Raw genomic sequence first — 25,453 nt, 5'->3', positions numbered from 1 at the left:
CGAAGCTGCGCCTTTGCGTGCTGACGGCATTGTGTTAGAGGCCCCGGCCTTTCGCTGCACGGCAGCGCGCGCGGAGATCCCCTATGGGGCATGACCAGACGAATCCCCCGGCCCAGAGGACGGAGGATTCCCGTTTCGGCCTGGAAGACGGCCATGGCGGCGAGGCCCGGAACGGCCATGCCGGCAGCAGCTACGCAGCGCTGGCGCTGGGTGCCCTCGGCGTCGTCTACGGCGACATCGGCACGAGCCCGCTCTACGCCCTGCGCGAAACCGTGCTGGCGGCGACCGCGGCCCATGGCGAACTGAGCGCCGCGGTCGTCGGCGCGCCGGTGCCGCGCGACATCGTCATCGGGGTGCTCTCGCTGATCCTGTGGTCGCTCGTCATCGTCGTCACGCTGAAATATGTCCTGCTGCTGATGCGGGCCGACAATAATGGCGAAGGCGGCATCCTGACGCTGGTCGCGCTGGCCCAGCGCGGGGTCGGGCGGGCGCGCGGCGGCATCGTGCTGTTCCTCGGCATGGCCGGCGCGGCCCTATTCTACGGCGACGCGGTCATCACGCCGGCGATCTCGGTGCTCTCGGCCGTCGAAGGCATCAAACTGGTGACACCGGCGCTCGATCAATATGTCGTCTGGATCGCCACTGGCATCCTGATCGCGCTGTTCCTGGTCCAGAGCGGCGGCACCGCGAAGGTCGCGAATTTCTTTGGTCCGATCACGCTGGTTTGGTTCCTGGCGCTGGCCGGGCTCGGCATCTACCACATTGCCGATGACCTCGGCGTGCTGGCCTCGGTCAATCCGTATTACAGCCTGCGCTTCTTCCTCGACCATCCCAGCGTGTCGCTTGCCGTGCTCGGCTCGGTCTGCCTGGCCGTCACCGGCGCCGAAGCGCTCTATGCCGATATGGGCCATTTCGGCCGCGGGCCGATCCGCGGCGCCTGGATCTGGCTGGTCTTCCCGTCGCTGTGGCTGAACTATCTCGGCCAGGGCGCACTGATCCTCTCGGACCCGACCGCCATCGACAACCCATTCTACAAGCTCGCCCCGGATGTCCTGATCCTGCCGCTGGTCATCCTGGCGACGATCGCCACGATCATCGCCAGCCAGGCCGTGATCACCGGCGCCTATTCGCTGACCCGCCAAGCCGTGCAGCTCGGCCTGCTGCCGCGCCTCGAGATCCGCCACACCTCGGAGCATACCTCCGGCCAGATCTACATCCCGCGCATCAACTGGATGCTTCTCGTCATCGTCCTGGTGCTGGTCTGGACCTTCCGGACCTCGTCGAACCTGTCGCACGCCTATGGCATCGCGGTCTTCGGCACGATGGTGGTGAGTTCGCTGCTGGCCTTCATCGTGATCCGCCGCGTCTGGGGCTGGAGCCTGCCTGCGACGGTGGCCCTGATCCTGCCCTTCCTCATCATCGACGTTGCCTTCTTCGCCGCCAACATGCTGAAGCTGCTCAGCGGCGGCTACATGCCGGTGCTGCTGGCGATCGCGCTCGTCATGCTGATGTGGACCTGGGTGCGCGGCACCAAGATCCTTTTCGACAAGACCCGCAAGACCGATGTGCCGCTGCTCGAACTGGTCGGCATGCTGTCGAAGAGCCCTCCTGTCCGGGTCAAGGGCATGGCCGTCTTCCTGACGAGCGATCCCGAGACGGCCCCGGCCTCGCTGCTGCACAACCTCAAGCACAACAAGGTCCTGCACGAGCGCAACGTCATCCTGACCGTACGCTCGGCCGACACGCCGCGCGTCGCCGAGGAGGAGCGCGTTCGCCTCTCGCGCATCACCGACGACTTTTGGCGGGTCGATCTGGTCTATGGCTACATGGAGAGCCCGAACGTGCCCAAGGGGCTCGCGATCCTGCGCAAGCAGGGCTTCAAGTTCGACATCATGTCGACCTCGTTCTTCCTGTCGCGCCGCTCGATCAAGGCCTCGCCGCAATCGGGCATGCCAGTCTGGCAGGACAATCTCTACATCTCGCTCACCAAGAGCGCCACCGACGCGACCAACTTCTTCCAAATCCCCACCGGCCGCGTCGTCGAGGTCGGAACCCAGGTCACGGTCTGAGCAGGGCCGATACGTCATGCTCGGGCTCGACCCGAGCATCTCATGACGAGGATTCTCGGGTCTGCGTTACGCTTCGCTCGAGAATGACGCTCCCGTCGCTCAATCCATCCGCGCCGCCGTCTCCGGGACCTTCCGCACCCGCTCGCGATAGAGCAGGTAGAGACCCGACGCGATCACGACCGATGCGCCCACGAAGGTCCAGGCGTCCGGGAACTGCCCGAAGACGAACCAGCCCAGCAGGATCATCCAGACGATCTGCGAGTAGATGAAGGGCGCCAGCACGGTCGCCGGCGCCAGCCGATGCGCCAGGATCAGCAGCCAATGGCCGAAACCGCCGAAGGCGCCGGTGCCGAGCATTACCAGCCAGACGAACGGCGTCTGCGGCGTCGTCCAGAAGAACGGGATCAGTGGCAGCACGGCCAGCGTTCCGGCGACGCCGGAATAGATCATCGTCGTCTCCGGCGGGTCGTAGGCCGCGAGCTGCCGGGTCGCCAGCGCATAGAAGCTGTAGCAGACGGTCCCGAAGACGCAGAGCAGCGCCGCCGGATGCATGCCGCCCATCCCCGGCCGCGTGATGATGAGCACGCCGACGAAGCCGACGGCGATCGCCGCCAGCCGGCGCGGACCGGGCCATTCGCCGAGCAGCGGCCCGGCGACCAGCGCCACCAGCAACGGCCCCGCGAACATGATCGAGACGGTCTCCGCGAGCTGCAGGTATTTGAGCGCGACGAAGTTCAGCGCCGTCGCCCCCAACAGCAGAAGCGAGCGGATGCCCTGGAGCCAGGGCCGCTTGGTGCGCAGGACGCCGGGATGGCTCCAGGGGTTCAACAGCATCAGCACAAGGACCATGCTGCCGGCATAGCGGGCGAACACCGCCTGGACCGGATGCATATGGCCCGACAGCCACTTGGCGCTGGTGTCGAGCAGGGCGAAGAACAGCACCGCGCAGCAGATCAGGCCGATCGCGATCAGGCGTGAGCGGCCGGTTTCCGGAAGATGGGACGAAGCGGCGGGCAAGGCTGTTCCCGTCATGCGCTGGGAGAATGACGGGATTAGATTTAACCGATTTGCAGCCTCTGACCAGCGGCTGAGCGCATGCACTCCATGCGCGTATCAGGGTTTGCCGCGAAGCCCGGGCGAAGCCGCGTCCGGCTCAGGCGTCGCTGTCGACCTCGTCGCCATCGGCGTCGGGATCATCGACCTCGACTCCGGCCTTGGACAACCCCTTGGCGGCCTTGCGCAGCAGGCGGCGAAGCTGCTTGCGCTCCTTGCCGTCGAGCTTGTCGAGCAGTTCGTCCTCGACCTGCGTCCAGACCGCGTCGAGCGCGCCGGCGGTCTTGTGCCCGGCCTCCGTCAGCGCGACCTGCACGAGCCGCCCGTCACGGCCGCCGCCCTCGCGCGTAACCAGCCCCTGCAACGAGAGCCGGCCGATGGTCTTGGACACGGTCGGCGGCTTGACTCGCAGCAGTGTCGCCAGTTCGCCCATCGTCATCGGTGCGGGTTGCAGCGCCTTCAGCGCCTGCTCCTGGCCGGGAAACAGGCCGAGCGCATTCAGCCTCTCGCCCATGCGCGCGCGATGCAGACGAGCCGTGACGAGCAAGGCCCGGCCAACGCTCTTCTCGAGTGCCTTGGTCATCTCGCTCGGTCCTTGGCTCGATCCCTGGCTCGATCCCGGCCGCGATCTTTATGCGGATCAGGAAGTCGCTTCGCCGGCTGCCTGTTCGCTCGCCAAGATGACAGCGTGATGACGATCATACCCCAATTGTCACAGAGCACGCATCTTTTCGCCGACCGATCGCAGGAAATCCGCGCGGGCTTCCGGCGTCGCGCGATTCATATCGTAATGCGCCAGATAGCGTGGTCTTGCGGTGGGATGGCAGACCGCCCGCAGCACCCGGCGGACCAGCTTCCGCGGCGGATCGCCCATCAGCAAAGCGCGCCAGCGCGTGCCGCCATAGGTGGTGACGGCGGCTAGCTTGCGGATGTTCCAGAGATTGGGCCGGACCTTGCCGTCCACCATCTTGAACGAGACGCCGGGCAGGAAGACGCGGTCGAAGAACCCTTTCAGGATCGCGGGATAGCCGAAATTCCAGACCGGGAAACACAGCACCAGCGCTTCCGCCGCCTGCACTCGCGCGACATAGCCGGCAACTGGCTGGGTATTGCTGACGAGGTCGTGGTAGCCGACCCGCTCCTCGCGGCTCAGCAGGGGATCGAACCCCTCGGCATAGAGGTCGCAGTCGTCGACTTCGTGCCCGGCCAGCCGCAGGCTCTCGACCACAGCGCCGTGAAGAGCCGCGCCATAGCTCTCGGGATTCGGGTGGGCGTAGAGGACGAGCACCCTCATCCTTAGCCGACCCCAGCTTCCGACAGGCTGCGGAACAGGAAGGTGCCGCCTGCGCGGTAGTCATAGGACGGATCCTCCCAGGCGATCATCTTGCCGGGGTTGAGCAGCCCCTGCGGATCGGCCTCGCGCTTGAAGGCGAGCTGGGCCTCGTCGGTCTGCTTCATGCCGCCCTCCTCCAGCGTGTAGCGATGCGGGTTGAAGATCGGCGCGCCCATATCCTCATGGATGGCCATGATCTCTTCCAGCCGCTCCTCCGTGCTGAAGCGCACCAAGGGCAGGCCAAAGCAGGTGACCTTGCCGTCGAAACGGACGAATTCGAGATGGCAGACCACCTCCTCGCCGAAGCGGGCATGGATCGCGTCGATCAACTCGACCTGGTTCGGGAAGGGGTAGAGCACCTGCAGATAGGTGATCGACGGATCGACGCGCAGCGCCCGCAGCGTCGTGTGGTTCCAGCCGAGTTCGTAAGCCGGCGGCAGGCCCTTGGCCTCCTCCGCCGAGAGCCTGTCCGATCGCAGCAGCAATTCCGCCCCCTTGAACCGCCGCGCATAGGCGAGCAGCGACTCGACCGCGAAATCCGCGACCATCACGATCACCAGATGGCTGTCGCGCGGCAGGAACTTGCGGTGGCGCAGGAAATAGTCGTGCGGCGCGGGCGCTGCGACGACGCAGAGGTTCTTCAGCGCCAGCCCGTCCTGCTCGCCGAGCTCATTGGCGAAGTCGGTCGCAGCCCTGAGCGTGGGAAAGCCAATGATCGCATCGACCCAGTCATAGGCCGGTCCCAGCGGCATCTCGACCTGCGTGATGATGCCGTTCGTGCCATAGGCATGCGCGACCTTGTGCAGATCCTCGCCCGCGAGTTCGAGGATGCGCGGGCTTTCCTCCATCGTCGCGACCCTGAGCCGGATGATGTTGCCCCAGTCGCGCAGGCCGCCCCATTTGATCGAACCGACGCCGCCGGAACCGCCGGCGATGAAGCCGCCGATCGAGGCGGTCTGGTAGGTCGAGGGGTGCAGCCGCAGTTCCTGCCGCGAATGCGCGCGGGTCTCGTCGTCGATCCGCGCCATCACCGCGCCGGGCTCGGCGACATAGCGGCCATGGCCGATCTCCAGCACCTTGTTGAAGCCGGAAAGGTCGAGCAGCACACCGCCCGACAGCGGCATCGCCTGACCGTAATTGCCGGTGCCTGTGCCGCGCGGCGTCACCGGAATCCCGAGCGCATGGCAGGAGGCAAGCACCTCCAGCACCTGCGCCTCACTTGTCGGCGAGACCACGATGTCGGCCGTGACATGGTCGAGCTGGCGCTTCAGCACCGGCGAATACCAGAAGAAGTCGCGACTCTTCTGCTTAACCAGCGCCGGGTTTTCCTCGGTCTTGATCCCGCCGAGGCGGGCCTTGAGGGCGGCGATGTCGTAGCGGGTGGTCATGTAGTCTCAGCCTCTGCCGTCTTGCTCGCCCTTGTGGCGAGCATCCACGTCTTCAACACTGTCCTCGACAAAGGAAGACGTGGATGGTCGGGACAAGCCCGACCATGACGGTAAGGAATGGCGCACGAGGACAACATCACGACCACCCTCCCATCAAATGATCCAGCTCGCGATGGTCCGGCAGCGTCCGGTCGATCGCGCGGCCCTCGACCAGGACGCTCCGGTCGGCCTGGGGGCGCGCGAAGAACTCGGTCCAGTCTCGGGCCCGCGTGAGGATCAGGTCCGCCGGCCCGCCGGCCGCCAGCACGCCCCGGCCTTCCAGTCCCATGATCGTCGCAGGCGTCCGGGCCACCGCATTGGCCCAGTCGTTTCCGGCATGGTCGAGCTGGAGGATACGGGTGCCCTCGCGCAGCACCTCGATCAGATCGAGATCGCCATAGGCGTAGAACGGGTCCCGCGTGTTGTCGGAGGCGATCATCACTGGCACGCCAGCCGCCTGCAGCTCGTGCAGTGCCGTGATGCCGCGCCAGCGCGGTGTCCGGCCGGGCACGCGATCCTGCAGATACATGTTGCACATCGGCAGCGAGACCACGGCGATCCCGGCCTCCCTGACCTTGGCGATGATCCGCGCCTCGACCTCGGGTTCCTGCAGGGCCAGCGAGCAGCAATGCCCGGCGAGGATCCTGCCCTTAAAACGATGCCGGATCGCGGCATCGGCGATGTTCTCCAGCGACCGAGCCGTCGGGTCGTTGGTCTCGTCGACGTGGAAATCGAGATCGAAGCCGTGCTCCATCGCGGTCCGGAAGATGATGTCGAGCGCATCATTCAGCTCCGGGATCATGTAGCTGACGCAGCCGAACAGCCCGTCGCCATGCGCCTTCACCGCAGCGACGACATCGCGGATATGGTTCTGATCGAGCGCGAACTGGATGCCGAAGAGCGGCGAGGCCTGGATCGCGACGCGCCCCGCCCACTCTGCCCGGAGCTCGGCAAGGACAGGCCAGGAGATGCCGATCTGCTTGCCGAGCGAGTCGATATGCGTCCGAACCGCGGCCGTGCCGTGCGCGAAGGCGCAGCGTAGGCCGAACTCCATCCGCGCCCGCACATCGGCGGCCGACCAGTTCGCCTCGCGGTCGGCCATGACGCTGTTCAGCGCGCCCATGAAGCTGCCGTCCGGATTGCGCTGGCGCGGCCAGATATGGCCCTTGTCGAGATGCACATGGCAGTCGACGAGGCGCGGCAGCACGATGCCGCCGTCGAGATCCAAGGCCGGGCCGTCATGCAGGCTTTCCGTTCCCGTCGGCAGGATCGAGGCGATGCGCCCCTCCTCCACCGCGATGTCGATCAGGGCGAGCCCATCGCGGTCGGCGGCTAACCCGCCGGCCTCGACCAGGCAAAGCGGGGCGCGGGCTCGGGCCAGGCGATAGCTGTCCGAAGCGGGAAGCGAGGCGAAGCCGGTCGTCACAGGGGCGGGATCTCCATCAGCATCTCGATTGGCCTGGGCCATGCACGATCGATACCGGCCGCCGATGGCCCGGACAAGACGAATGCGGGCAAGGTGAATTAGGCAAGCCGGCGACGCAGCCGCGACAGCGCGCGTCTCATCCGGGCTTGTCCTGCGCCCCCCGATCGCGCATGAGGGCGGCTTCCCCGCCGATGGAGACGAAGGCCCATGCCGCAGGCAACCCTGATCGATGGAAAGGCCATCGCCGCCGCGCTGCGCGCCGAGATCGCAACCGAGATCGCCGCCATCAAGGCGCAGCGCGGCCTCGTGCCCGGCCTGCATGTCGTCCTCGTCGGCGACGACCCCGCGAGCCGCGTCTATGTCGCCTCCAAGGAAAGGCTCGCCGTCGAGGCCGGCATGAACTCGGTCGCCCATCGCCTGCCGGCAGACACCAGCCAGGCGGACCTGCTGGCCAAGCTCGCCGAACTCAACGCCGACGACAGCGTCGACGGCATCCTGGTGCAACTCCCCTTGCCGAAGCATCTCGACACCGAGGCGGTCGTCGACGCCATCGACCCGGCGAAGGATGTCGACGGCCTTCACCCGGTCAATGCCGGCCGGCTGGCCGGCGGCAAGGCGGGCGGCCTCGTGCCCTGCACGCCGCTGGGCTCGATGCTGCTGCTGCGCCATGTCCTGCCCTCGCTCTCGGGGCTGGAAGCGGTCGTGATCGGCCGCTCCGAGCTGGTCGGCCGGCCCGCCGCGCAGCTCTTGCTGCAAGCCGACTGCACCGTGACCATCGCCCATTCGCGTACGAAGGACTTAGCCGCCGTCGTGCGCCGCGCCGACATCGTCATCGCAGCCGTCGGCCGCCCCGCTTTCGTCAAGGCCGACTGGATCAAGCCGGGCGCGACTGTCATCGACGTCGGCATCAACCGCATGCCCGACGGCAAGCTCGTCGGAGACGTGGATTTCGCCGAGGCCGTGAAGGTCGCGGGCGCGATCACCCCGGTCCCCGGCGGCGTCGGCCCGATGACGATCGCCTGCCTGCTGCGCAACACGCTGACGGCCTTCAAGGCGCGTCGAGGCGACTGAGCGGTCGCATTGGCCTCGTCCTATTTGCTCAGGAAACCTTCGACCGCCACCCGCAATGCTGGAAGGTCGTCTGTGACGACCTTCCAGACGATATCTGGATCGATCCGCCAATATTCGTGTCGCATCAGATTGCCGATGGCCCTGATGCCAAACCAGGGAATATCCGGCTGCTGCGCGAGAAGATCATCGGGAAGATGCCGCACCGCCTCGGAAATGATTTCCAGCGAGCGCTCGATTCCGAGTTGAAGAAAACGATCGGCACTGAAGCTGGCGAGATCGTGCCCGGCGGAAGCCCCTTCGGCGAGGCCGATCGCGTCCAGAATATCTTGCAGGACGATGACGACGTCGCGCGCCATCAGAATATCCGGACGGCCTCGCTCTCGATCTGATCCCGAAGCTTTGGATGAAGACCTTTGCGCGTGGTCAGGTCGATCTCGATTCCGAGTTCCTCGACAAGGAAGGCGTGCATACCCGCAAGATCGATCAGCGAGAATTTGCGACCGGGCGCGACATCGATGAAGACATCGAGATCGCTGCTGTCGCCGGCCTCGTCGCGCGCGGTCGATCCGAACAGGAACACAGCCTCGGCGCCGCGCGCACGCAGCGCATCGGCACGGCGAACCAGTTCGGCTGTGGCTTCGTCGCGGGTCATAGCCCCATTTTTACATCAAACAGGGCCCCGCGCGAAGGCCGCCGATCACATATGGATCTGGCGCTTCTCGACCGCCATCGCCGCTTCCTTGACCGCTTCGGCGAGCGTCGGATGGGCGTGGCATGTGCGGGCGAGGTCTTCCGACGAGCCGCCGAATTCCATCAGCACGGTCACCTCGGCGATGAGGTCTCCAGCATGGGGGCCGATGATGTGGCAGCCGAGCACGCGGTCGGTGGTGGCGTCGGCCAGGACCTTCACGAAGCCGTCGGTATGGCGGATCGCGCGGGCGCGGCCATTCGCCGTGAACGGGAACTTGCCGACCTTGTAGGCGACGCCCTCGGCCTTCAGTTCCTCTTCCGTCTTGCCGATCGCCGCGACTTCCGGTGCGGTATAGACGATGCCGGGGATCGCGTCGTAGTTCACATGGCCGTGCTTGCCGGCGATGATCTCGGCGACAGCGACGCCCTCGTCCTCGGCCTTGTGCGCCAGCATCGGCCCGCGCACTACGTCGCCGATGGCGTAGATGCCGGCGACATTGGTCTTGAAATGATCGTCGATCACGACGCGGCCGCGCTCGGTAGCGACGCCCGCCGCTTCCAGCCCGAGCCCGTCCGTGTTCGGCCGGCGGCCGATCGCGACCAGCACGATATCGGCCGACAGCGTCTTGGCCTCGCCACCGGCGGCCGGCTCGACCGTGATGGTCGCGCCCTTCTTGCCCGTCTCGACCTTGGTGACCTTGGAGCCGAGCTGGAAGGTGAAACCCTGCTTCTCCAGGATGCGCTGGAACTGCTTGGCGACCTCGCCATCCATGCCCGGCAGGATGCGGTCGAGATATTCGACGACGGTGACCTTGGCGCCGAGACGGCTCCAGACCGAGCCGATTTCGAGCCCGATCACACCGGCGCCGACGACGACGAGTTCCTTCGGCACGGCGCTCAGCTCCAGCGCGCCGGTCGAGGTCACGACCGTCTTCTCGTCGATCTCGACGCCGGGCAGACCCATCGCCTCGGAGCCGGTGGCGATGACGATGTTCTTGGTCTCCAGTGCCTGCGTCTTGCCGTCCTCGGCGGTGACGACGACCTTGCCGGCTGCCGGGATCGAGGCCGTGCCGTGGAAGGGCTCGATCTTGTTCTTCTTCAGCAGGAAGGCAACGCCGTTGACGTTGGCGTCGACGGTTTCCTGCTTGTGCGCCGCCATCGCCTTAAGGTCGAGCTTGGGCTTGCCGACGACGATGCCGAGCTTCTCGAAGGTGTGGCCTGCCTCCTCGAACATCTCGGAAGCGTGCAGCAGCGCCTTTGAGGGGATGCAGCCGACATTGAGGCAGGTGCCGCCATGCGTCTTGCGCTTCTCGACGACGGCGACCTTGAGGCCGAGCTGGGCTGCACGGATGGCAGCGACATAGCCGCCGGGGCCGGTTCCAATGACGACGAGATCGTAGGACATCTAAATTGCCTCGCAGTGCCCGTCATGGTCGGGCTTGTCCCGACCATCCACGTCTTCGGAGGCCGGGAGAAAAGTCGTGGATGCTCGGGACAAGCCCGAGCATGACGTCTGAGTTGACCGCCGATGAAAGCGATCAAAGATCCAGCACGAGACGCGCCGGGTCCTCCAGCGCCTCCTTGATGCGGACGAGGAAGGTCACCGCCTCCTTGCCGTCGATGATGCGGTGGTCGTAGCTGACCGCGAGATACATCATCGGCCGGATCTCGATCTTGCCGCCGACGACCATCGGGCGCTCCTGGATCTTGTGCATGCCCAGGATCGCCGACTGCGGCGCGTTCAGGATCGGCGTCGACATCAGCGAGCCGTAGACGCCGCCATTCGAGATCGTGAAGGTGCCGCCCTGCATGTCCTCGATCTTGAGGCTGCCCTCGCGGGCCTTCTTGCCGAGCGCGCCGATCGCCTTCTCGACGCCGGCAATGGACAGCTGGTCGGCGTCGCGCACGACCGGCACGACCAGGCCCTTGTCGGTGCCGACGGCGACCGCGATGTGGTAGTAGTTCTTGTAGACGATGTCGGTGCCGTCGATCTCGGCGTTGACGGAGGGGATCTCCTTCAGAGCCTGGACGCAGGCCTTCACGAAGAAGCCCATGAAGCCGAGCTTCACGCCGTGCTTCTTCTCGAACACGTCCTTGTACTGGTTGCGCAGCGCCATGACGTTGGTCATGTCCACCTCGTTGAAGGTGGTCAGCATCGCGGCTGTGGCCTGCGCCTCCTTGAGGCGGCGCGCGATGGTCTGGCGCAGCTTGGTCATCTTGACGCGCTCTTCGCGCGAGGCGTCGTCGGGGGCGGAGGGCGCGCGGACCTGAACCGGCGCGGCCGGCGCTGAGGCGGCGACGGCAGGGCCGGTCGCGATCGCGGCCAGCATGTCGCCCTTGGTGACGCGGCCGTCCTTGCCCGAGGCGCCGACGCCTGACGGATCGACGCCGCTCTCTGCGGCGAGGCGCGAGACGGCCGGGCCGGAATCGGCGGCCTTGGTCGCAGGCTTGATCTGGGTGTCTCCGGCGACCTCGCCGGTCTTCTTCTCGGCGGCTGCGACGGTCGGCTCGCCGGCCTTGCCGGCGGCCTGCGCCACCGCCGTGTCGGCCTTCGGTGCGGCCGACTTGCCGTCGCCGGCCGAGATCATGCCGAGCAGCGCGGCGACACCGACCGTGTCGCCTTCCTTGGCAACGATCTCGCCGAGCACGCCGGCCGCCGGCGCGTTGACCTCCAGCGTCACCTTGTCGGTCTCGAGCTCGACCAGAGGCTCGTCGGCCTTCACGGCATCGCCCGGCTTCTTGAACCACTTGCCGATGGTCGCCTCGGAGACGGATTCGCCGAGGGTGGGTACGCGGATTTCGGTCGCCATGTCAGGCCTCTGTTTCGTGTCTTTGGTCTGGCGTTCGGATGCCTGGGATCAGCCGGCGAAGGCTTCGTCCAGGAAGGCGTTGAGCTGGGCGACGTGCTTCGACATCAGGCCGGTCGCGGTCGCGGCAGAGGCCGGGCGGCCGACATAGCGCGGACGCTTCGACTTCGAGCCGGCATGGCCCAGCACCCATTCGAGATAGGGCTCGACGAAGGTCCAGGAGCCCATGTTCTTCGGCTCCTCCTGGCACCAGACCACGTCGGCGCCCTTGAAGCGCGACAGCTCATGCGCCAGCGACTTCAGCGGGAACGGATAGAGCTGCTCGACGCGCATCAGGTAGACATCGTCGATGCTGCGCTTCTCGCGCTCCTCCAGCAGGTCGAAATAGACCTTGCCCGAGCAGAGCACGACGCGGCGGATCTTCGAATCCTTGACCAGCTTGGTCGTCGAGTTGCCGCGCTCGGCGTCGTCATGCAGCACGCGGTGGAAGGTCGAGCCTTCGGCGAGCTCCTCGATCGTCGAGACGCAGCGCTTGTGGCGCAGCAGCGACTTCGGCGTCATCAGGATCAGCGGCTTGCGGAAGTCGCGCTTGAGCTGGCGGCGCAGGATGTGGAAGTAGCTCGCCGGCGTCGAGCAGTTCGCGACCTGCATGTTGTCCTCGGCGCACATCTGCAGGAAGCGCTCAAGACGGGCGGAGGAGTGCTCCGGACCCTGGCCCTCATAGCCATGCGGCAGCAGGCAGACGAGCCCCGACATGCGCAGCCACTTGCGCTCGCCCGAGGAGATGAACTGGTCGAACACCACCTGCGCGCCGTTGGCGAAGTCGCCGAACTGCGCTTCCCAGCAGGTCAGCGCGTTGGGCTCCGACAGGGTGTAGCCATATTCGAAGCCGAGCACGGCCTCCTCCGAGAGCATCGAGTTGATGACCTCGTAGCGCGCCTGGTCGTCGCGGATATGGTTCAGCGAGGTGTGGCGGGCTTCCGTCTCCTGGTCGATCAGCACCGAATGGCGCTGGGAGAAGGTGCCGCGCTCGCAATCCTGGCCCGAGAGCCGAACCGGGTTGCCGTCGAGCAGCAGCGAGCCGAAGGCCAGCGCCTCGGCGGTCGCCCAGTCGATGCCCTGCCCGGTCTCGACCGCCTTGCGGCGGTTGTCGAGGAAGCGCTGGATCGTCTTGTGGACGTTGAAGCCCGGCGGCACCGCGGTGATCTTCTCGGTGATCTCCTTGAGCACGGCGGCGGGAACGCCGGTCGCGCCGCGGCGCGGATCGTCCTCGTCGGCGCGGATCGCCTTCATGCCGGCCCAGCGGCCGTCGAGCCAGTCGGCCTTGTTCGGCTTGAACGCCTGGCCCGCGTCGAACTCGACCTCGAGCCTGGCCTTCCACGCCGCGCGCATCCCGTCGAGCTCGCCGGCGGCAATGACGCCTTCGGCCTCGAGCTTGGCGCCGTAGAGCTCCAGCGTCGACTTGTGGCCGCGGATCTTGCGGTACATCAGGGGCTGGGTGAAGCCCGGCTCGTCGCCCTCGTTATGGCCGAAGCGGCGATAGCAGAACATGTCGACCACGACCGGCTTGTGGAACTTCTGCCGGAACTCGATCGCGATCTTGGCGGCGAAGACCACCGCCTCCGGATCGTCGCCGTTCACATGGAAGACCGGGGCCTCGACCATCTTCGCCACGTCGGACGGATAGGGCGAGGAGCGCGAGTAGCGCGGATAGGTCGTGAAGCCGATCTGGTTGTTGATGATGAAGTGGACCGAACCGCCGGTGCGGTGGCCCTTCAGCCCGGACAGGCCGAGGCATTCGGCCACGACGCCCTGGCCGGCGAAGGCCGCGTCGCCATGGATCAGCAGCGGCAGCACCTTGGAGCGCTCGACGATGTCGCCGAACTGGTCCTGCTTGGCGCGCACCTTGCCGAGCACCACAGGATCGACGATCTCGAGATGCGACGGGTTGGCGGTCAGCGAGATATGGACGTTGTTGCCGTCGAACTCGCGGTCGCTGGACGCACCGAGATGGTACTTCACGTCGCCCGAGCCCTCGACGTCGTCAGGCGCGAAGGAGCCGCCCTTGAACTCGTGGAAGAGCGCGCGATGCGGCTTGCCCAGCACCTGCGTCAGCACGTTGAGGCGGCCGCGATGGGCCATGCCGAAGACGATGTCGCGCACGCCGAGCGCGCCGCCGCGCTTGATGATCTGCTCCAGCGCCGGGATCAGCGCCTCGCCGCCATCCAGGCCGAAGCGCTTCGTGCCGGTATACTTCAGGTCGATGAACTTCTCGAAGCCTTCCGCCTCGACGAGCTTGTTCAGGATCGCCTTCTTGCCTTCCTTGGTGAAGGCGATCTCCTTGTCCGGCCCCTCGATCCGGCCTTGCAGCCAGGCCTTCTGCTCGGGATCGGAGATGTGCATGAACTCGATGCCGACCGTGCTGCAATAGGTCCGCTGCAGGATCGCGACCATCTCGCGGATCGTGGCGAACTCCATGCCGAGCACATTGTCGATGAAGATCTTGCGATCGAGATCCGCCTCGCCGAAACCGAAGGCCGCCGGCGACAGTTCCTCGGGATCCTTGACCTGCTCGATGCCCAGCGGGTCGAGCTTGGCATGGAGATGGCCGCGCATCCGGTAGGCACGGATCAGCATGATCGCGCGCACGGAATCGCGCGTCGCCTGCTGGACATCGGAGGCCGACAGCGTCGCGCCCGCGGCCTTCGCCTTGGCGCCGAGCTTGTCGGAGACGACCTTCTCGACCACGGCCCAGTTGCCGTCCAGCGCAGAGACCAACTCGCCATTGGCGACGACGGGCCAGTTGGCCTTCTTCCAGGAGGCGCCCTTGGCGTTCTGGACGATGGACTGGCCGTCATCCTTCAGCCCGGCGAAGAAGCCCTGCCACTGCTCGTCGACCGACTTCGGATCGGCCTGGTAGCGGGCATAGAGATCCTCGATATAGGCCGCGTTGCCGCCATAGAGGAAACCCGTCTGAGCGAGAGCCTCGTTGATGTCCTGGCGAGCCATGGTCGTTCTGCCTTTTCCTGCCTGCCTGCTACTGCGTCATGCTCGGGCTTAGCCCGAGCATCTCATGCCGATTTTGCCGTCCGGCGAGGGGCGAATTCGCCGGGTCGAACCCGACTATGACGCCCCTGCCTTGCCTCAGCCCTTCAACACCTCGACCAAGGTCTTTCCAAGGCGCGCCGGCGAGGGCGAGACGCGGATTCCGGCCGCTTCCATCGCCGCGATCTTGTCCTCGGCGCCGCCCTTGCCGCCCGAGATGATCGCGCCGGCATGGCCCATGCGGCGGCCCGGAGGCGCCGTGCGACCCGCAATGAAGCCGACCATCGGCTTCTTGCGGCCGCGCTTGGCCTCGTCCTTGATGAACTGCGCCGCGTCTTCCTCGGCCGAGCCGCCGATCTCGCCGATCATGACGATCGACTCGGTCTTATCGTCGGCCAGGAACATCTCGAGCATGTCGATGAACTCGGTGCCCTTGACCGGGTCGCCGCCGATGCCGACGGCCGTGGTCTGGCCGAGGCCCTCGCGCGTGGTCTGGAACACGGCTTCATAGGTAAGCGTGCCGGAGCGCGAGACAATGCCCACCGAGCCGGGCTTGAAGATGTTGGCCGGCATGATGCCGATCTTGCTCTCGCCGGCGGTGACGACGCCCGGGCAGTTCGGCCCGATCAGGCGGGTCTTGGAGCCGACCAGCGAGCGCTTGACCTTGACCATGTCGAGCACCGGGATGCCCTCGGTGATGCAGATCACCAGCGGGATCTCGGCGTCGATCGCCTCGCAGATCGCATCCGCCGCGCCCGGAGGCGGCACATAGACGACGGACGCCGTGGCGCCGGTCTTGTCCCTGGCCTCGACGACGCTGTCGAAGACCGGTAGGCCGAGATGCAAGCTACCGCCCTTGCCCGGCGAGGTGCCGCCGACCATCTGCGTGCCATAGGCGATCGCCTGCTCGGAGTGGAAGGTCCCGTTCTTGCCGGTGAAGCCCTGGCAGATGACCTTGGTGTTCTTGTCGATCAGGATGGACATGGTTGCTCCTCAAGCCTTCTTGATCGCGGCCACGATCTTCTGCGCGGCATCGTCGAGGTCGTCGGCGGGAATGACGTTGAGGCCGGAGGACGAGATGATGTCCTTGCCTTCCTGGACGTTGGTGCCTTCGAGGCGAACGACCAGCGGGACCTGAAGGCCGACGGCCTTCACCGCGGCGATGACGCCGCGCGCGATGACGTCGCACTTCATGATGCCGCCGAAGATGTTGACCAGGATGCCCTTCACCTTCGGGTCGGCGGTGATGATCTTGAACGCCGCCGTCACCTTCTCTTCGCTGGCGCCGCCGCCGACGTCGAGGAAGTTGGCCGGGCTCTCGCCATAGAGCTGGATGATGTCGAGCGTCGCCATGGCGAGGCCGGCGCCGTTGACCATGCAGCCGATCGTGCCGTCGAGCGCGATATAGGCGAGGTCATATTTCGAGGCCTCGATCTCCTTCTCGTCCTCCTCCGTGGTGTCGCGCAGCGCGACGATCTCGGGGTGACGGTAGAGCGCGTTGGAGTCGAACGAGATCTTGGCGTCGAGGCACTTGAGCTGGCCCTGCGTCGTCACGATCAGCGGGTTGATCTCCAGCATGTCCATGTCCTTGGCCACGAACGCGGTGTAGATCTGGCTCAGCACGGTGCCGGCCTGCTTGGCGAGGTCGCCGGAGAGGCCGAGGATGCGCGCCATGGCGCGGCCGTGATGCGGCATGATGCCGGTCGCCGGATCGACCGAGAAGGTCTCGATCTTCTCGGGCGTGTCATGGGCGACCGCCTCGATGTCCATGCCGCCCTCGGTCGAGACGACGAAGGCGATGCGCGAGGTCTCGCGGTCGACCAGAGCCGAGAGGTAGAACTCCTTCTCGATGTCCGAGCCGTCCTCGATATAGAGGCGGTTGACCTGCTTGCCGGCCTCGCCGGTCTGCACGGTGACGAGGGTGTTGCCGAGCATTTCCTTGGCGTGCGCCTCGACCTCCTCAACCGACTTGGCCAGGCGGACACCGCCCTTGGCGTCGGGTCCGAGCTCCTTGAACTTGCCCTTGCCGCGACCGCCGGCATGGATCTGCGACTTCACGACATAGAGCGGCCCGGGCAGCTTCTTGGCGGCCTCGACCGCCTCCGCCACCGTCAGGGCCGGGAAGCCGGCGGAGACGGGCGCGCCGAACTCCTTGAGGACGGCCTTGCCCTGGTATTCGTGGATGTTCATGTGCTCGGTTTCCCTGGAAGCGTATTTCGGGTGGCGATTGACGGGCGGGGATGACGGGCGCCTTGGCGGCGCCGTCACTCCGTCCGTTCTAGGTCACGCCAGTGACGAATCGATGGCCTTGCAGGCGTCGATCAGGCCCTGCACCGAGGCGACCGACTTCGCCAGCATCTCCTTCTCGGCGCCGTTGAGGCGGATCTTCACGACGCGCTCGACGCCCTTCGCGCCGATCACGACGGGAACGCCGACGAACATGTCCTTGACGCCGTACTGGCCCTTCAGGGCCGCCGCCGCCGGCAGCACGCGCTTCTGGTCCTTGAGGTAGCTCTCGGCCATCGCGATGGCGGAAGCCGCTGGCGCATAGAAGGCCGAGCCGGTCTTGAGCAGGTTGACGATCTCGCCGCCGCCCTTGCGGGTGCGCTCGACGATGGCGTCGAGACGCTCCTGGGTGGTCCACTTCATCTTGACGAGGTCGGGCAGCGGGATGCCGGCGACGCCGGAATAGCGCACCAGCGGCACCATGTCGTCGCCATGGCCGCCGAGCACGAAGGCCGAGACGTCCTTGACCGAAACCTTGAACTCGTCGGCGAGGAAGTGGCGGAAGCGGGCCGAGTCGAGCACGCCGGCCATGCCGCAGATCATGTTCGGCTTCACGCCCGAGAACTTCTGCAGCGCCCAGACCATCGCGTCGAGCGGGTTGGTGATGCAGATCACGAAGGCCTTGGGGGCGTAGGTCTTGATGCCCTCGCCGACCGCCTTCATCACCTTCAGGTTGATGCCGATCAGGTCGTCGCGGCTCATGCCGGGCTTGCGCGGCACGCCGGCGGTGACGATCACGACATCGGCGCCCTTGATGTCCTCATAGGACGAGGTGCCCTTGTAGGCAGCGTCGAAGCCGTCGACCGGGGCCGACTCGGCGATGTCCAGGCCCTTGCCCTGCGGGATTCCGTCGGCGATGTCGAACAGCACGATGTCGCCGAGTTCCTTCAAGCCGGCGAGGTGAGCGAGGGTGCCGCCGATCTGGCCTGAGCCGATGAGGGCGATCTTCTTGCGGGCCATTGCGTAGTCCTTTGTCCTGACGCTGCGAAATGCCGGAGAACCGGCGAAACCGTGCGTTCCTTTGGCCCGAAACGGGGTTTGCTCGCAACCCTGTCGGCAGCATCGGCCGCGGCCGGCCGAAACACCTGGCCAAGCCGCCCAGAACGCGGATAACCCCTTGCGCTCAGTGACTTACGCGGGCTCCGCCCGCAGAGCCGCTCTCGGCGGCCTGAAAATAAACCGATGACAATTTACAAAAATCGTCATTTTCTTGGAAAAGAGGCTCAGACGAGGCCCCGCGTCAGCACCCGCAGCGCGATCTGGATCAGGGTCGAAAGCCTTGTGTCGACGGAGGCCTGAGGCACGTCGGCCTCCAGCGCGATCACGGCAGGATGGATGAAGCGATGTGTCGCGTCGATGACGAAGGCGATCGCCCGGTCGCGGTCGCGCGGCTCGAAGGCACCCGACGCGATGCCCTCGTCGATCACCCGCTCGAACAGCGCCCGCACCCGCGTCCGGTTGCGCCGGCTGATCGCATGACGCTCCGCCACCGCCTCCGACAGCGCCGCGAAGAGATGCGGATCCTCGATCAGCAGGTCGCGATTGGCCTTGGCCAGCGCCAGGATCAGGCGCTCCAGCTTGTCATGGGCCGGGTCGGGCCCGTCGGCGATGTCGGCGAGCCGGCGCTCCGTCGCCTTCAGCCAGATGTCGACGACCGCATCGATCAGCGCCCCGCGCGAGGGGAAGTAGCGGTAGACATTGGCATGGGTCATGCCGGCCGCCTCCGCCACCGCGACGATGCGGAAGCGCTTCAGCCCGAACTGCCGCAGATGCTCGCCGGCGACGGTCAGGATCCGCGTCTCGCTCGGCTCGCGCATCGTCATGGCGCTCAGGTCTCCACCAGCCCGCCGCTGTCGCCGGAAGCCGCCGAGTCGGCCCGGCCATGCGGCAGGCCGAGATAATCGTCCGAGCGCATCTCGATCAGCCGCGACACGGTCCGGTCGAACTCGAACGCCTCGCGGCCGGATTTCGCCCGATAGAGCTCATGCGGCTCGGCCGCCGCCGAGGCGACGAGCTTCACATGATGCTCGTAGAGCGTGTCGATCAGGATGATGAAGCGCTTGGTCTCGTTGCGCTGCTCGTCGGCCAGCACCGGGATCTCGTCCAGCACCAGCGTATGGAAGCGCTGCGCCAGCGCGATGAAGTCGGAGGCACCATAGGCCTTGCCGCAGAGATCGGCAAAGCGCGCCCGCGCCACGCCGCCGGCCGCCTGCGGCACGAGCAGTTCATGGCCGTTGACCTCCAGCGCGAGCTTGTGCCCCTGCGGCGTGCCGGCGATCTTGCGGAAGGCGTCGTCGAGCGCCGCCTTCGCCGTCTCGTCGGCCGGGACGCGATAGACCGGCGCGCCGCCGAGCTTCTCCAGCCGGAAATCGGTGCGCGATTCCAGCTTCAGCACCTCGACCTTCTCGCCCAGCAACGCGACGAAGGGCAGGAACAGCGAGCGGTTCAAGCCGCCCTCATAGAGCCGCGACGGCTCGACATTGGAGGTCGCGACCACGACGACGCCGGCGGAAAACAACGCCGTGAACAGCCGCCCGAGGATCATCGCATCGGCGATGTCGGTCACCGTGAACTCGTCGAAGCAGAGCAGCCGGGCCTCGGCCGCCAGCTCCGCCGCGATCGGCCCGATCGGATCGGGCTCCTTGACCTCGCCGGCCTTGAGGCGCTGGCGATAGGCATGGACGCGGCCATGCACATCGGCCAGGAATTCGTGGAAATGCACCCGCCGGCGCCGCTTCACCGCGACGGAATCGTAGAACAGGTCCATCAGCATGGTCTTGCCGCGGCCGACCGAGCCCCAGATGTAGAGCCCCTTCGGCACGTCCTTGGTGTCGGTCTTCTTGCCGAACAGCCAGCCGAGCGCGCTGCTCTTGCGCGCCAGCCGCTGCTTCGCCAGCGTCTCCGCCAGGGCCTGCAGCCGCCTGACCACGGCGACCTGCGCCGGATCGCGCTCGATCGCGCCGGACTCGACCAGGGCGGCGTAACGTTCGGTGATCGAGGCTGTCATGCGGGCGGGAAGATCATGCGGGCGGGAAGATCGATGCTGCGGCGCGGGATTACCCGGTTACGGCAGCCCGGCCGGCGCGGCAAGTGCGGCGCGGGCAAACCCCTCCCCCTTGTGGGGAGGGGAAGGGGTGGGGGGCGTAAAGCCAGGACGAATTCGCTGGTGAGTGGCAGTGCCGCTGCTGCCGGGTCGCCTTTTCCGCAACGCGCTCACCAGGCGGCACGCCCCCCACCCCCTGCCCCTCCCCACGAGGGGAGGGGTTCCTCGCGCCCCATATTGAAAGCCTCAGCCATGCCACGCGCCGAAAGCCCCGGCCGGCTGATCGCCGCGGGGTTTCGGGCAGATGCGTATCCAAGGGGATGCGCGGGACGAGGCGGCGTCGCAGTCGACGGCTGCGTGCCGATGTCGATGTCGAATGTCGTGTCGAAGCAGCGCCGTCAGCCGCCACCCCGCCCCGCGCGCAGGTCTTTGATGCCGCCAGATCGCCTTCTGGTTATCCGTGCCACGGGTCGCGCAGCCTGACTCACCTGCGCGATGGCGATCTGCGCCTCCGCCATCCCTGGCCCGCAACGGCCTCAGACGACGAAACCCGCAACCCCGCCCGGCCGCACGATGCCTCGCGACAGCCCCCTTGGTCGGGTGGAGCGAGGGGAGGATAGGCATGGGGCGATGCGGCGGGGATAAGATTGAGGGAACCGCGACGCCCCTTCCCTTCTCCCGGATGGGAGAAGGTGGCGCGGAGCGCCGGATGAGGGCCTGCCGTTGCAGCAATCAGGCACAACGGCTCCGTCTCGTTTCAACGAACAGCGGCGGTCCCTCACCCCTGCCCCTCTCCCATCCGGGAGAGGGGTTCCCGCGCCTTTCGCCGCAGCATCGACGCCTCTTCCCTTCTCCCCTCGCGGGAGAAGGTGCCCCGGCAGGGGCGGATGAGGGGGCGCCGTGCGCGGGCCGGTTGGCGTTGTGTTCGGCGGAAAGCTCACAGCGCCCCCTCATCCGTCAGCGCTCCGCGCCGCCACCTTCTCCCGCGAGGGGAGAAGGGTTCGCGCCCGTCGCCGCCACGGCACCGGAACCTCGACGCAGAACCCTCTCCTGTAAGGAGAGGGCAGGGTGAGGTGTCTGCCGTTCTCCGCAGAGGGCAAGCCCCACCGCCGCATGCGGTTGGCTCGGTGTTTTACTGGTCGAGGGACCGACACCTCATCCCTGCCCTTCTCCTTACAGGAGAAGGGTTCCCCCCGCCTGCAGCGTATGCGGGCAGCTTATTCTATATTAGCATGTTAATTTATCTAGATAGTGGGATGGCCTTGTTCGAGCGCGCTCCATTTAAATCCTGCCCGCGTTGCCGAGCAGAAAACGTCTTCGGCCTGCTTTGGGCTGGAGGAACCGCAATGACTAGACGATGCACAAAATGCAACTATAAGCAACAATATGATCTTCCGCCTCTAAACAAGAAGGTTATATATTTAGATCAAAATGCAATCAGTAATATATTTAAAGTATCTTCTTTAAGAATGAAATCCAATAACAACAGAGAGAATTTTTGGCGAAAAGTGTCAGAACTTTCTAGGAGAGTATTCTTGCTTCAGCAGGCTGTGTTTCCACTCTCTGATATACATCGCGATGAGACATTGGTTTATGTCCATGCCGATGAACTGAATCTGGCTCACGAAATGCTAGGAGGCGACGTTTCTTTTATTGCATCAGATCGAATAATGAGAGACCAAACTGTAGAATTTCTTGATAAATATCTCAGCGGAGAAAAACCGCCACAAATAGATTTCCGCGCTGAAAACGCACTAGAGGGCGATAAAGACCAATGGATTTCTGATCTTCATATCACAGCAAGTATGGATTTTTCTATATTTGCAGCCGAGATTCGCTCCGAACGCGATTCTATTAAGCCCGCTTATGAAAATTTACTGAGAGTATGGGCAGAACAACGGCCGAGCTTTCAAGAGGCGCTCCGGGTTGAGCTAGAAGGCTACGGCACTGAAAACAAAAAAACTGTTCAAAACATCGCGCGAGAACTGGCGAACGCTATAGAACGCGGCAATTTTGACGATGCAATTAGAGCAACTTCAAAAAGAACATATAGAGAATTCCAAATCTTACGAGAGCACGTCGAACGATCCGGCGTATCCAGAAACGAGTCATGCGAAAAGGTCTTCAATTTTTGGGCGTGGAAAGGAAATTGGGAGCTACCTCATAATAAAATCTCCTCATATCTATTTGCTGCGCTCGCAAGAAGGATTGCGCAAGGACAACGCAAACAACCGACTGTCGGCATATTCAATGACTTTAAAACGATATCAACATACGCTCCATACGTTGATGCGATTTTTTTAGACAATGAATGCGCAAATCTCCTAAACGAAGAGCCAATCAAGAACACACTTAAGCTCTCATCAAAGGTATTCAGCACGAAAAACGGAGACGAATATATTCAATACTTGGAAGAAATCGAATCAAATACACCAGAAGCAGTGCGCGCTTGGGCAACTGAAATCTACGGCTTGAACTGACATACCTACCTCCGCCCCCTTCGCTTCGCCCCCTCCCCAGCCCCCTTAGGCCGCGACTCCGGCCGTGGCCCCATCTCGTCGAGCGTCGGCTTCTTCGGCCGCGCCACCCGCGCCACCGGCTTGCCCTCGCCGCCGCCCCAGTTGTGCGGCCCCATATCCTCATCCGTCGGCTTCTTCGCCCGCGTCGGCGGCAGGTTCGCGCTCGCGCCGTAGCTCCGCTCGCCGCGATACTTCCCGGCGCTCGCCTCGACATCGCCCTGCCGCGCCAGCGGGTCGTCCGAGATCGCCAGCTCCGTCGCCTGCAGGCGCTTGATCTCGTCGCGCAGGCGGGCGGCGGTTTCGAATTCGAGGTCGGCGGCGGCTTCGCGCATGCGCTTTTCGAGATCGGCCAAAGCCGCCTTGAAGTTGTGCCCGGAGGCCGGCGTGGCGAGGCCGGTATCGACCGTGACATGGTCGCGCTCATAGACGCTGCCCAGGATGTCGCCGATGGCGCGCTTGATCGTCTGCGGCGTGATGCCGTGCTCGGCATTGTAGGCCATCTGCTTCTCGCGGCGGCGCGTCGTCTCGGCCAGCGCCCGCTCCATCGAGCCTGTGACGTGGTCGGCATAGAGGATGACCTTGCCGTCTACATTGCGCGCGGCGCGGCCGATCGTCTGGATCAGCGAGGTCTCGGAGCGCAGGAAGCCCTCCTTGTCGGCGTCGAGAATGGCGACGAAGCCGCATTCGGGAATGTCGAGGCCCTCGCGCAGCAGGTTGATGCCGACCAGTACGTCGAAGGCGCCGAGGCGCAGGTCTCTGAGTATCTCGATGCGCTCGATCGTGTCGATGTCCGAGTGCATGTAGCGCACCCGCACGCCGTTCTCGTGCAGGTATTCGGTCAGATCCTCGGCCATGCGCTTGGTCAGCACGGTGACGAGGGTGCGGTAGCCGCTCGAAGTGACCTCCTTGATCTCGTCGAGCAGGTCGGCGACCTGGTGCTTGGCCGGGCGGATCTCGACCGGCGGGTCGATCAGCCCGGTCGGGCGGATGACCTGCTCGGTGAAGACGCCGCCGGTCTGCTCCATCTCCCAGCCGCCGGGCGTGGCCGAGACATGCACGGATTGCGGCCGCATCGCGTCCCATTCCTCGAAGCGCAGCGGCCGGTTGTCCATGCAGGAGGGCAGGCGGAAGCCGTATTCCGCCAGCGTCGCCTTGCGGCGGAAGTCGCCCTTATACATCGCGCCGATCTGCGGAACGGTGACATGGCTTTCGTCGGTGAAAACGAGGGCGTTATCTGGAAGATACTCGAAGAGCGTCGGCGGCGGCTCGCCCGGGCGGCGGCCGGTGAGATAGCGCGAATAGTTCTCGATGCCGTTGCAGGAGCCGGTGGCCTCGATCATCTCGATGTCGAAGGTGCAGCGCTGGTCGAGCCGCTGCGCCTCGAGATAGCGCCCCATCCGGTTCAGCTCGTCGAGCCGCTCGCGCAGCTCCGCCTTGATCGACTTCACCGCCTGGGTCAGCGTCGGGCGCGGCGTGGTGTAGTGCGAATTGCCGTAGACCTTGACGAACTCCAGCTCGGCCGTCTTCTGCCCGGTCAGCGGGTCGAATTCGTGGATGCTCTCGACCTCGTCCCCGAACAGCCCGATGCGCCAGGCGCGGTCCTCGTAGTGGGCCGGGAACAGCTCGATATTGTCGCCGCGCACGCGGAACGTGCCGCGGGTGAAGTCAGCTTGCGTGCGCTTGTATTGCAGCGCGACGAGATCGGCGATGAGCTGGCGCTGCTCGACGCGCTCGCCCAGCTTGATGCCGAAGGTCATCGCCGTATAGGTCTCGACCGAGCCGATGCCGTAGATGCAGGAGACCGAGGCGACGATGATGACGTCGTCGCGCTCCAGCAGCGAGCGCGTCGCGGAGTGGCGCATCCGGTCGATCTGCTCGTTGATCGAGGATTCCTTCTCGATATAGGTGTCCGAGCGCGGCACATAGGCCTCGGGCTGGTAGTAGTCGTAATAGGAGACGAAGTACTCGACCGCGTTGTCGGGGAAGAAGCTCTTGAACTCGCCATAGAGCTGCGCCGCCAGCGTCTTGTTCGGCGCCAGGATCAGGGCGGGACGCTGGGTCTTTTCGATCACCTGCGCCATGGTGAAGGTCTTGCCCGAGCCGGTGACGCCGAGCAGCACCTGGTCGCGCTCCTGCCGCGAAATCCCGTCGACGAGATCGGCGATCGCGGTCGGCTGGTCGCCGGCCGGCTCGTATTCCGAGTTCATCCGGAAGCGGATGCCGCCTTCCGATTTGTCCGGCCGCTCGGGCCGGTGCGGCGTCCAGGGCTTGCCGGGCTGGATGAAGGGGCTGCCGGTCTCGAGCAGCGCCTGCAGCGAGGTCGCCGTCGCGGCCGCCGCGCCCTCGGCCCCGGCGAAGGCGGAATCGGCCTTCTTCGAGAGCTTGCGCTTCGGTCGTGTGTCGCCGTCACCGGGGCGCGCTTCATAGTCCGCCTGCGGCTGGTCGCTGAAGCCGGAGGCGCCACCGGGAACCGCCGTGCCGCGATTGATCGCCGGATTCAGCAGATCGGCGAGATAGCCCTCCAGCGGCTTCAGCTCCGGCTTGCTCGCCTTGGAATTGGGCGTGCGCGCGCCGGACGGCTTCTTCGCCGCAGGGGCTTTGGCGGGTTTGGCGGGCGTGTCGGAGATTTTGGCCATGGCCGCAATATGGGGCGGAAGCCGCCTCGGCGCGAGAGGGCGGAGTGC

The 25,453-nt window shown here is 65.5% G+C and carries 19 protein-coding genes; 3 read left to right on the top strand and 16 right to left on the bottom strand.

The window, feature by feature from the left end:
• The first annotated feature begins 83 nt into the window (after positions 1–83).
• A complete protein-coding gene (locus tag AC1RMY_RS02615; RefSeq protein ID WP_492862378.1) occupies positions 84–2,069 on the top strand; it encodes a potassium transporter Kup in 1,986 nt (661 codons plus the stop codon).
• Positions 2,070–2,168: 99 nt separating this feature from the next.
• Here AC1RMY_RS02615 and AC1RMY_RS02610 read toward each other — a convergent pair whose 3' ends face one another.
• The 5 genes from AC1RMY_RS02610 to AC1RMY_RS02590 all read right to left on the bottom strand — a co-directional run bounded on the left by AC1RMY_RS02610 (position 2,169) and on the right by AC1RMY_RS02590 (position 7,308).
• Complete coding sequence (locus tag AC1RMY_RS02610; protein ID WP_492862377.1) at positions 2,169–3,086, bottom strand: DMT family transporter; 918 nt, start codon at positions 3,084–3,086, stop codon at positions 2,169–2,171.
• A 136-nt stretch (positions 3,087–3,222) separates the two neighbouring features.
• Positions 3,223–3,705: a MarR family winged helix-turn-helix transcriptional regulator gene (locus tag AC1RMY_RS02605; protein WP_492862376.1), complete on the bottom strand. Its 483-nt coding sequence runs from the start codon at positions 3,703–3,705 to the stop codon at positions 3,223–3,225.
• 129 nt (positions 3,706–3,834) lie between these two features.
• Entirely contained in the window at positions 3,835–4,416 is a 582-nt protein-coding gene (locus AC1RMY_RS02600; protein WP_492862375.1) for an NAD(P)H-dependent oxidoreductase, read from the bottom strand.
• A 2-nt stretch (positions 4,417–4,418) separates the two neighbouring features.
• Complete coding sequence (locus AC1RMY_RS02595) at positions 4,419–5,843, bottom strand: FAD-binding oxidoreductase (RefSeq protein WP_492862374.1); 1,425 nt, start codon at positions 5,841–5,843, stop codon at positions 4,419–4,421.
• Positions 5,844–5,979: 136 nt separating this feature from the next.
• On the bottom strand, positions 5,980–7,308 hold the full coding sequence (locus tag AC1RMY_RS02590) for a cytosine deaminase (RefSeq protein WP_492862373.1): 1,329 nt from the start codon (positions 7,306–7,308) through the stop codon (positions 5,980–5,982).
• A 207-nt stretch (positions 7,309–7,515) separates the two neighbouring features.
• Here AC1RMY_RS02590 and folD point away from each other — a divergent pair, with 207 nt between their 5' ends.
• A complete protein-coding gene (gene folD / locus AC1RMY_RS02585; RefSeq protein ID WP_492862372.1) occupies positions 7,516–8,379 on the top strand; it encodes a bifunctional methylenetetrahydrofolate dehydrogenase/methenyltetrahydrofolate cyclohydrolase FolD in 864 nt (287 codons plus the stop codon).
• A gap of 20 nt (positions 8,380–8,399) precedes the next feature.
• Here the strand turns inward: folD and AC1RMY_RS02580 are convergent, their stop codons facing one another.
• The 10 genes from AC1RMY_RS02580 to zapE form a co-directional block, all read right to left on the bottom strand.
• On the bottom strand, positions 8,400–8,735 hold the full coding sequence (locus AC1RMY_RS02580) for a HepT-like ribonuclease domain-containing protein (protein WP_492862371.1): 336 nt from the start codon (positions 8,733–8,735) through the stop codon (positions 8,400–8,402).
• The gene (locus tag AC1RMY_RS02575) at positions 8,735–9,031 is read right to left on the bottom strand and encodes a nucleotidyltransferase family protein (RefSeq protein ID WP_492862370.1); all 297 of its coding nucleotides are present in this window, start codon (positions 9,029–9,031) and stop codon (positions 8,735–8,737) included. Before AC1RMY_RS02575 ends, AC1RMY_RS02580 begins: the two co-directional genes overlap by 1 nt.
• Before the next feature lie 45 nt (positions 9,032–9,076).
• Positions 9,077–10,474, bottom strand: a complete 1,398-nt coding sequence (lpdA, locus tag AC1RMY_RS02570) for a dihydrolipoyl dehydrogenase (RefSeq protein ID WP_492862369.1) — start codon at positions 10,472–10,474, stop codon at positions 9,077–9,079.
• 133 nt (positions 10,475–10,607) lie between these two features.
• Entirely contained in the window at positions 10,608–11,879 is a 1,272-nt protein-coding gene (gene odhB, locus AC1RMY_RS02565) for a 2-oxoglutarate dehydrogenase complex dihydrolipoyllysine-residue succinyltransferase (RefSeq protein WP_492862368.1), read from the bottom strand.
• A gap of 48 nt (positions 11,880–11,927) precedes the next feature.
• The gene (locus tag AC1RMY_RS02560) at positions 11,928–14,885 is read right to left on the bottom strand and encodes a 2-oxoglutarate dehydrogenase E1 component (protein WP_492862367.1); all 2,958 of its coding nucleotides are present in this window, start codon (positions 14,883–14,885) and stop codon (positions 11,928–11,930) included.
• A gap of 135 nt (positions 14,886–15,020) precedes the next feature.
• Positions 15,021–15,905, bottom strand: a complete 885-nt coding sequence (gene sucD / locus AC1RMY_RS02555) for a succinate--CoA ligase subunit alpha (RefSeq protein ID WP_492862366.1) — start codon at positions 15,903–15,905, stop codon at positions 15,021–15,023.
• Between the two features lie 9 nt (positions 15,906–15,914).
• Positions 15,915–17,111 (bottom strand): ADP-forming succinate--CoA ligase subunit beta, encoded by a 1,197-nt coding sequence (gene sucC, locus AC1RMY_RS02550; RefSeq protein ID WP_492862365.1) that lies wholly within the window; start codon positions 17,109–17,111, stop codon positions 15,915–15,917.
• Positions 17,112–17,204: 93 nt separating this feature from the next.
• On the bottom strand, positions 17,205–18,167 hold the full coding sequence (gene mdh, locus AC1RMY_RS02545; RefSeq protein ID WP_492862364.1) for a malate dehydrogenase: 963 nt from the start codon (positions 18,165–18,167) through the stop codon (positions 17,205–17,207).
• A gap of 263 nt (positions 18,168–18,430) precedes the next feature.
• Positions 18,431–19,030, bottom strand: a complete 600-nt coding sequence (locus AC1RMY_RS02540) for a TetR family transcriptional regulator (protein WP_492862363.1) — start codon at positions 19,028–19,030, stop codon at positions 18,431–18,433.
• A gap of 5 nt (positions 19,031–19,035) precedes the next feature.
• Positions 19,036–20,214: a cell division protein ZapE gene (zapE, locus tag AC1RMY_RS02535; protein WP_492862362.1), complete on the bottom strand. Its 1,179-nt coding sequence runs from the start codon at positions 20,212–20,214 to the stop codon at positions 19,036–19,038.
• 1,292 nt (positions 20,215–21,506) lie between these two features.
• Between zapE and AC1RMY_RS02530 the strand changes: the two genes are divergently transcribed.
• The gene (locus AC1RMY_RS02530; RefSeq protein WP_492862361.1) at positions 21,507–22,730 is read left to right on the top strand and encodes a hypothetical protein; all 1,224 of its coding nucleotides are present in this window, start codon (positions 21,507–21,509) and stop codon (positions 22,728–22,730) included.
• A gap of 5 nt (positions 22,731–22,735) precedes the next feature.
• On the opposite strand, the gene uvrB is transcribed toward AC1RMY_RS02530, so the two are convergent.
• On the bottom strand, positions 22,736–25,405 hold the full coding sequence (gene uvrB / locus AC1RMY_RS02525; protein WP_492862360.1) for an excinuclease ABC subunit UvrB: 2,670 nt from the start codon (positions 25,403–25,405) through the stop codon (positions 22,736–22,738).
• Positions 25,406–25,453: the final 48 nt, after the last annotated feature.

Source organism: Allobosea sp. GW822-FHT03F07, assembly GCF_058801345.1.
The sequence above is the reverse complement of the archived record's forward strand: the minus strand, read 5'-3'. Positions and strand labels throughout refer to the sequence as shown.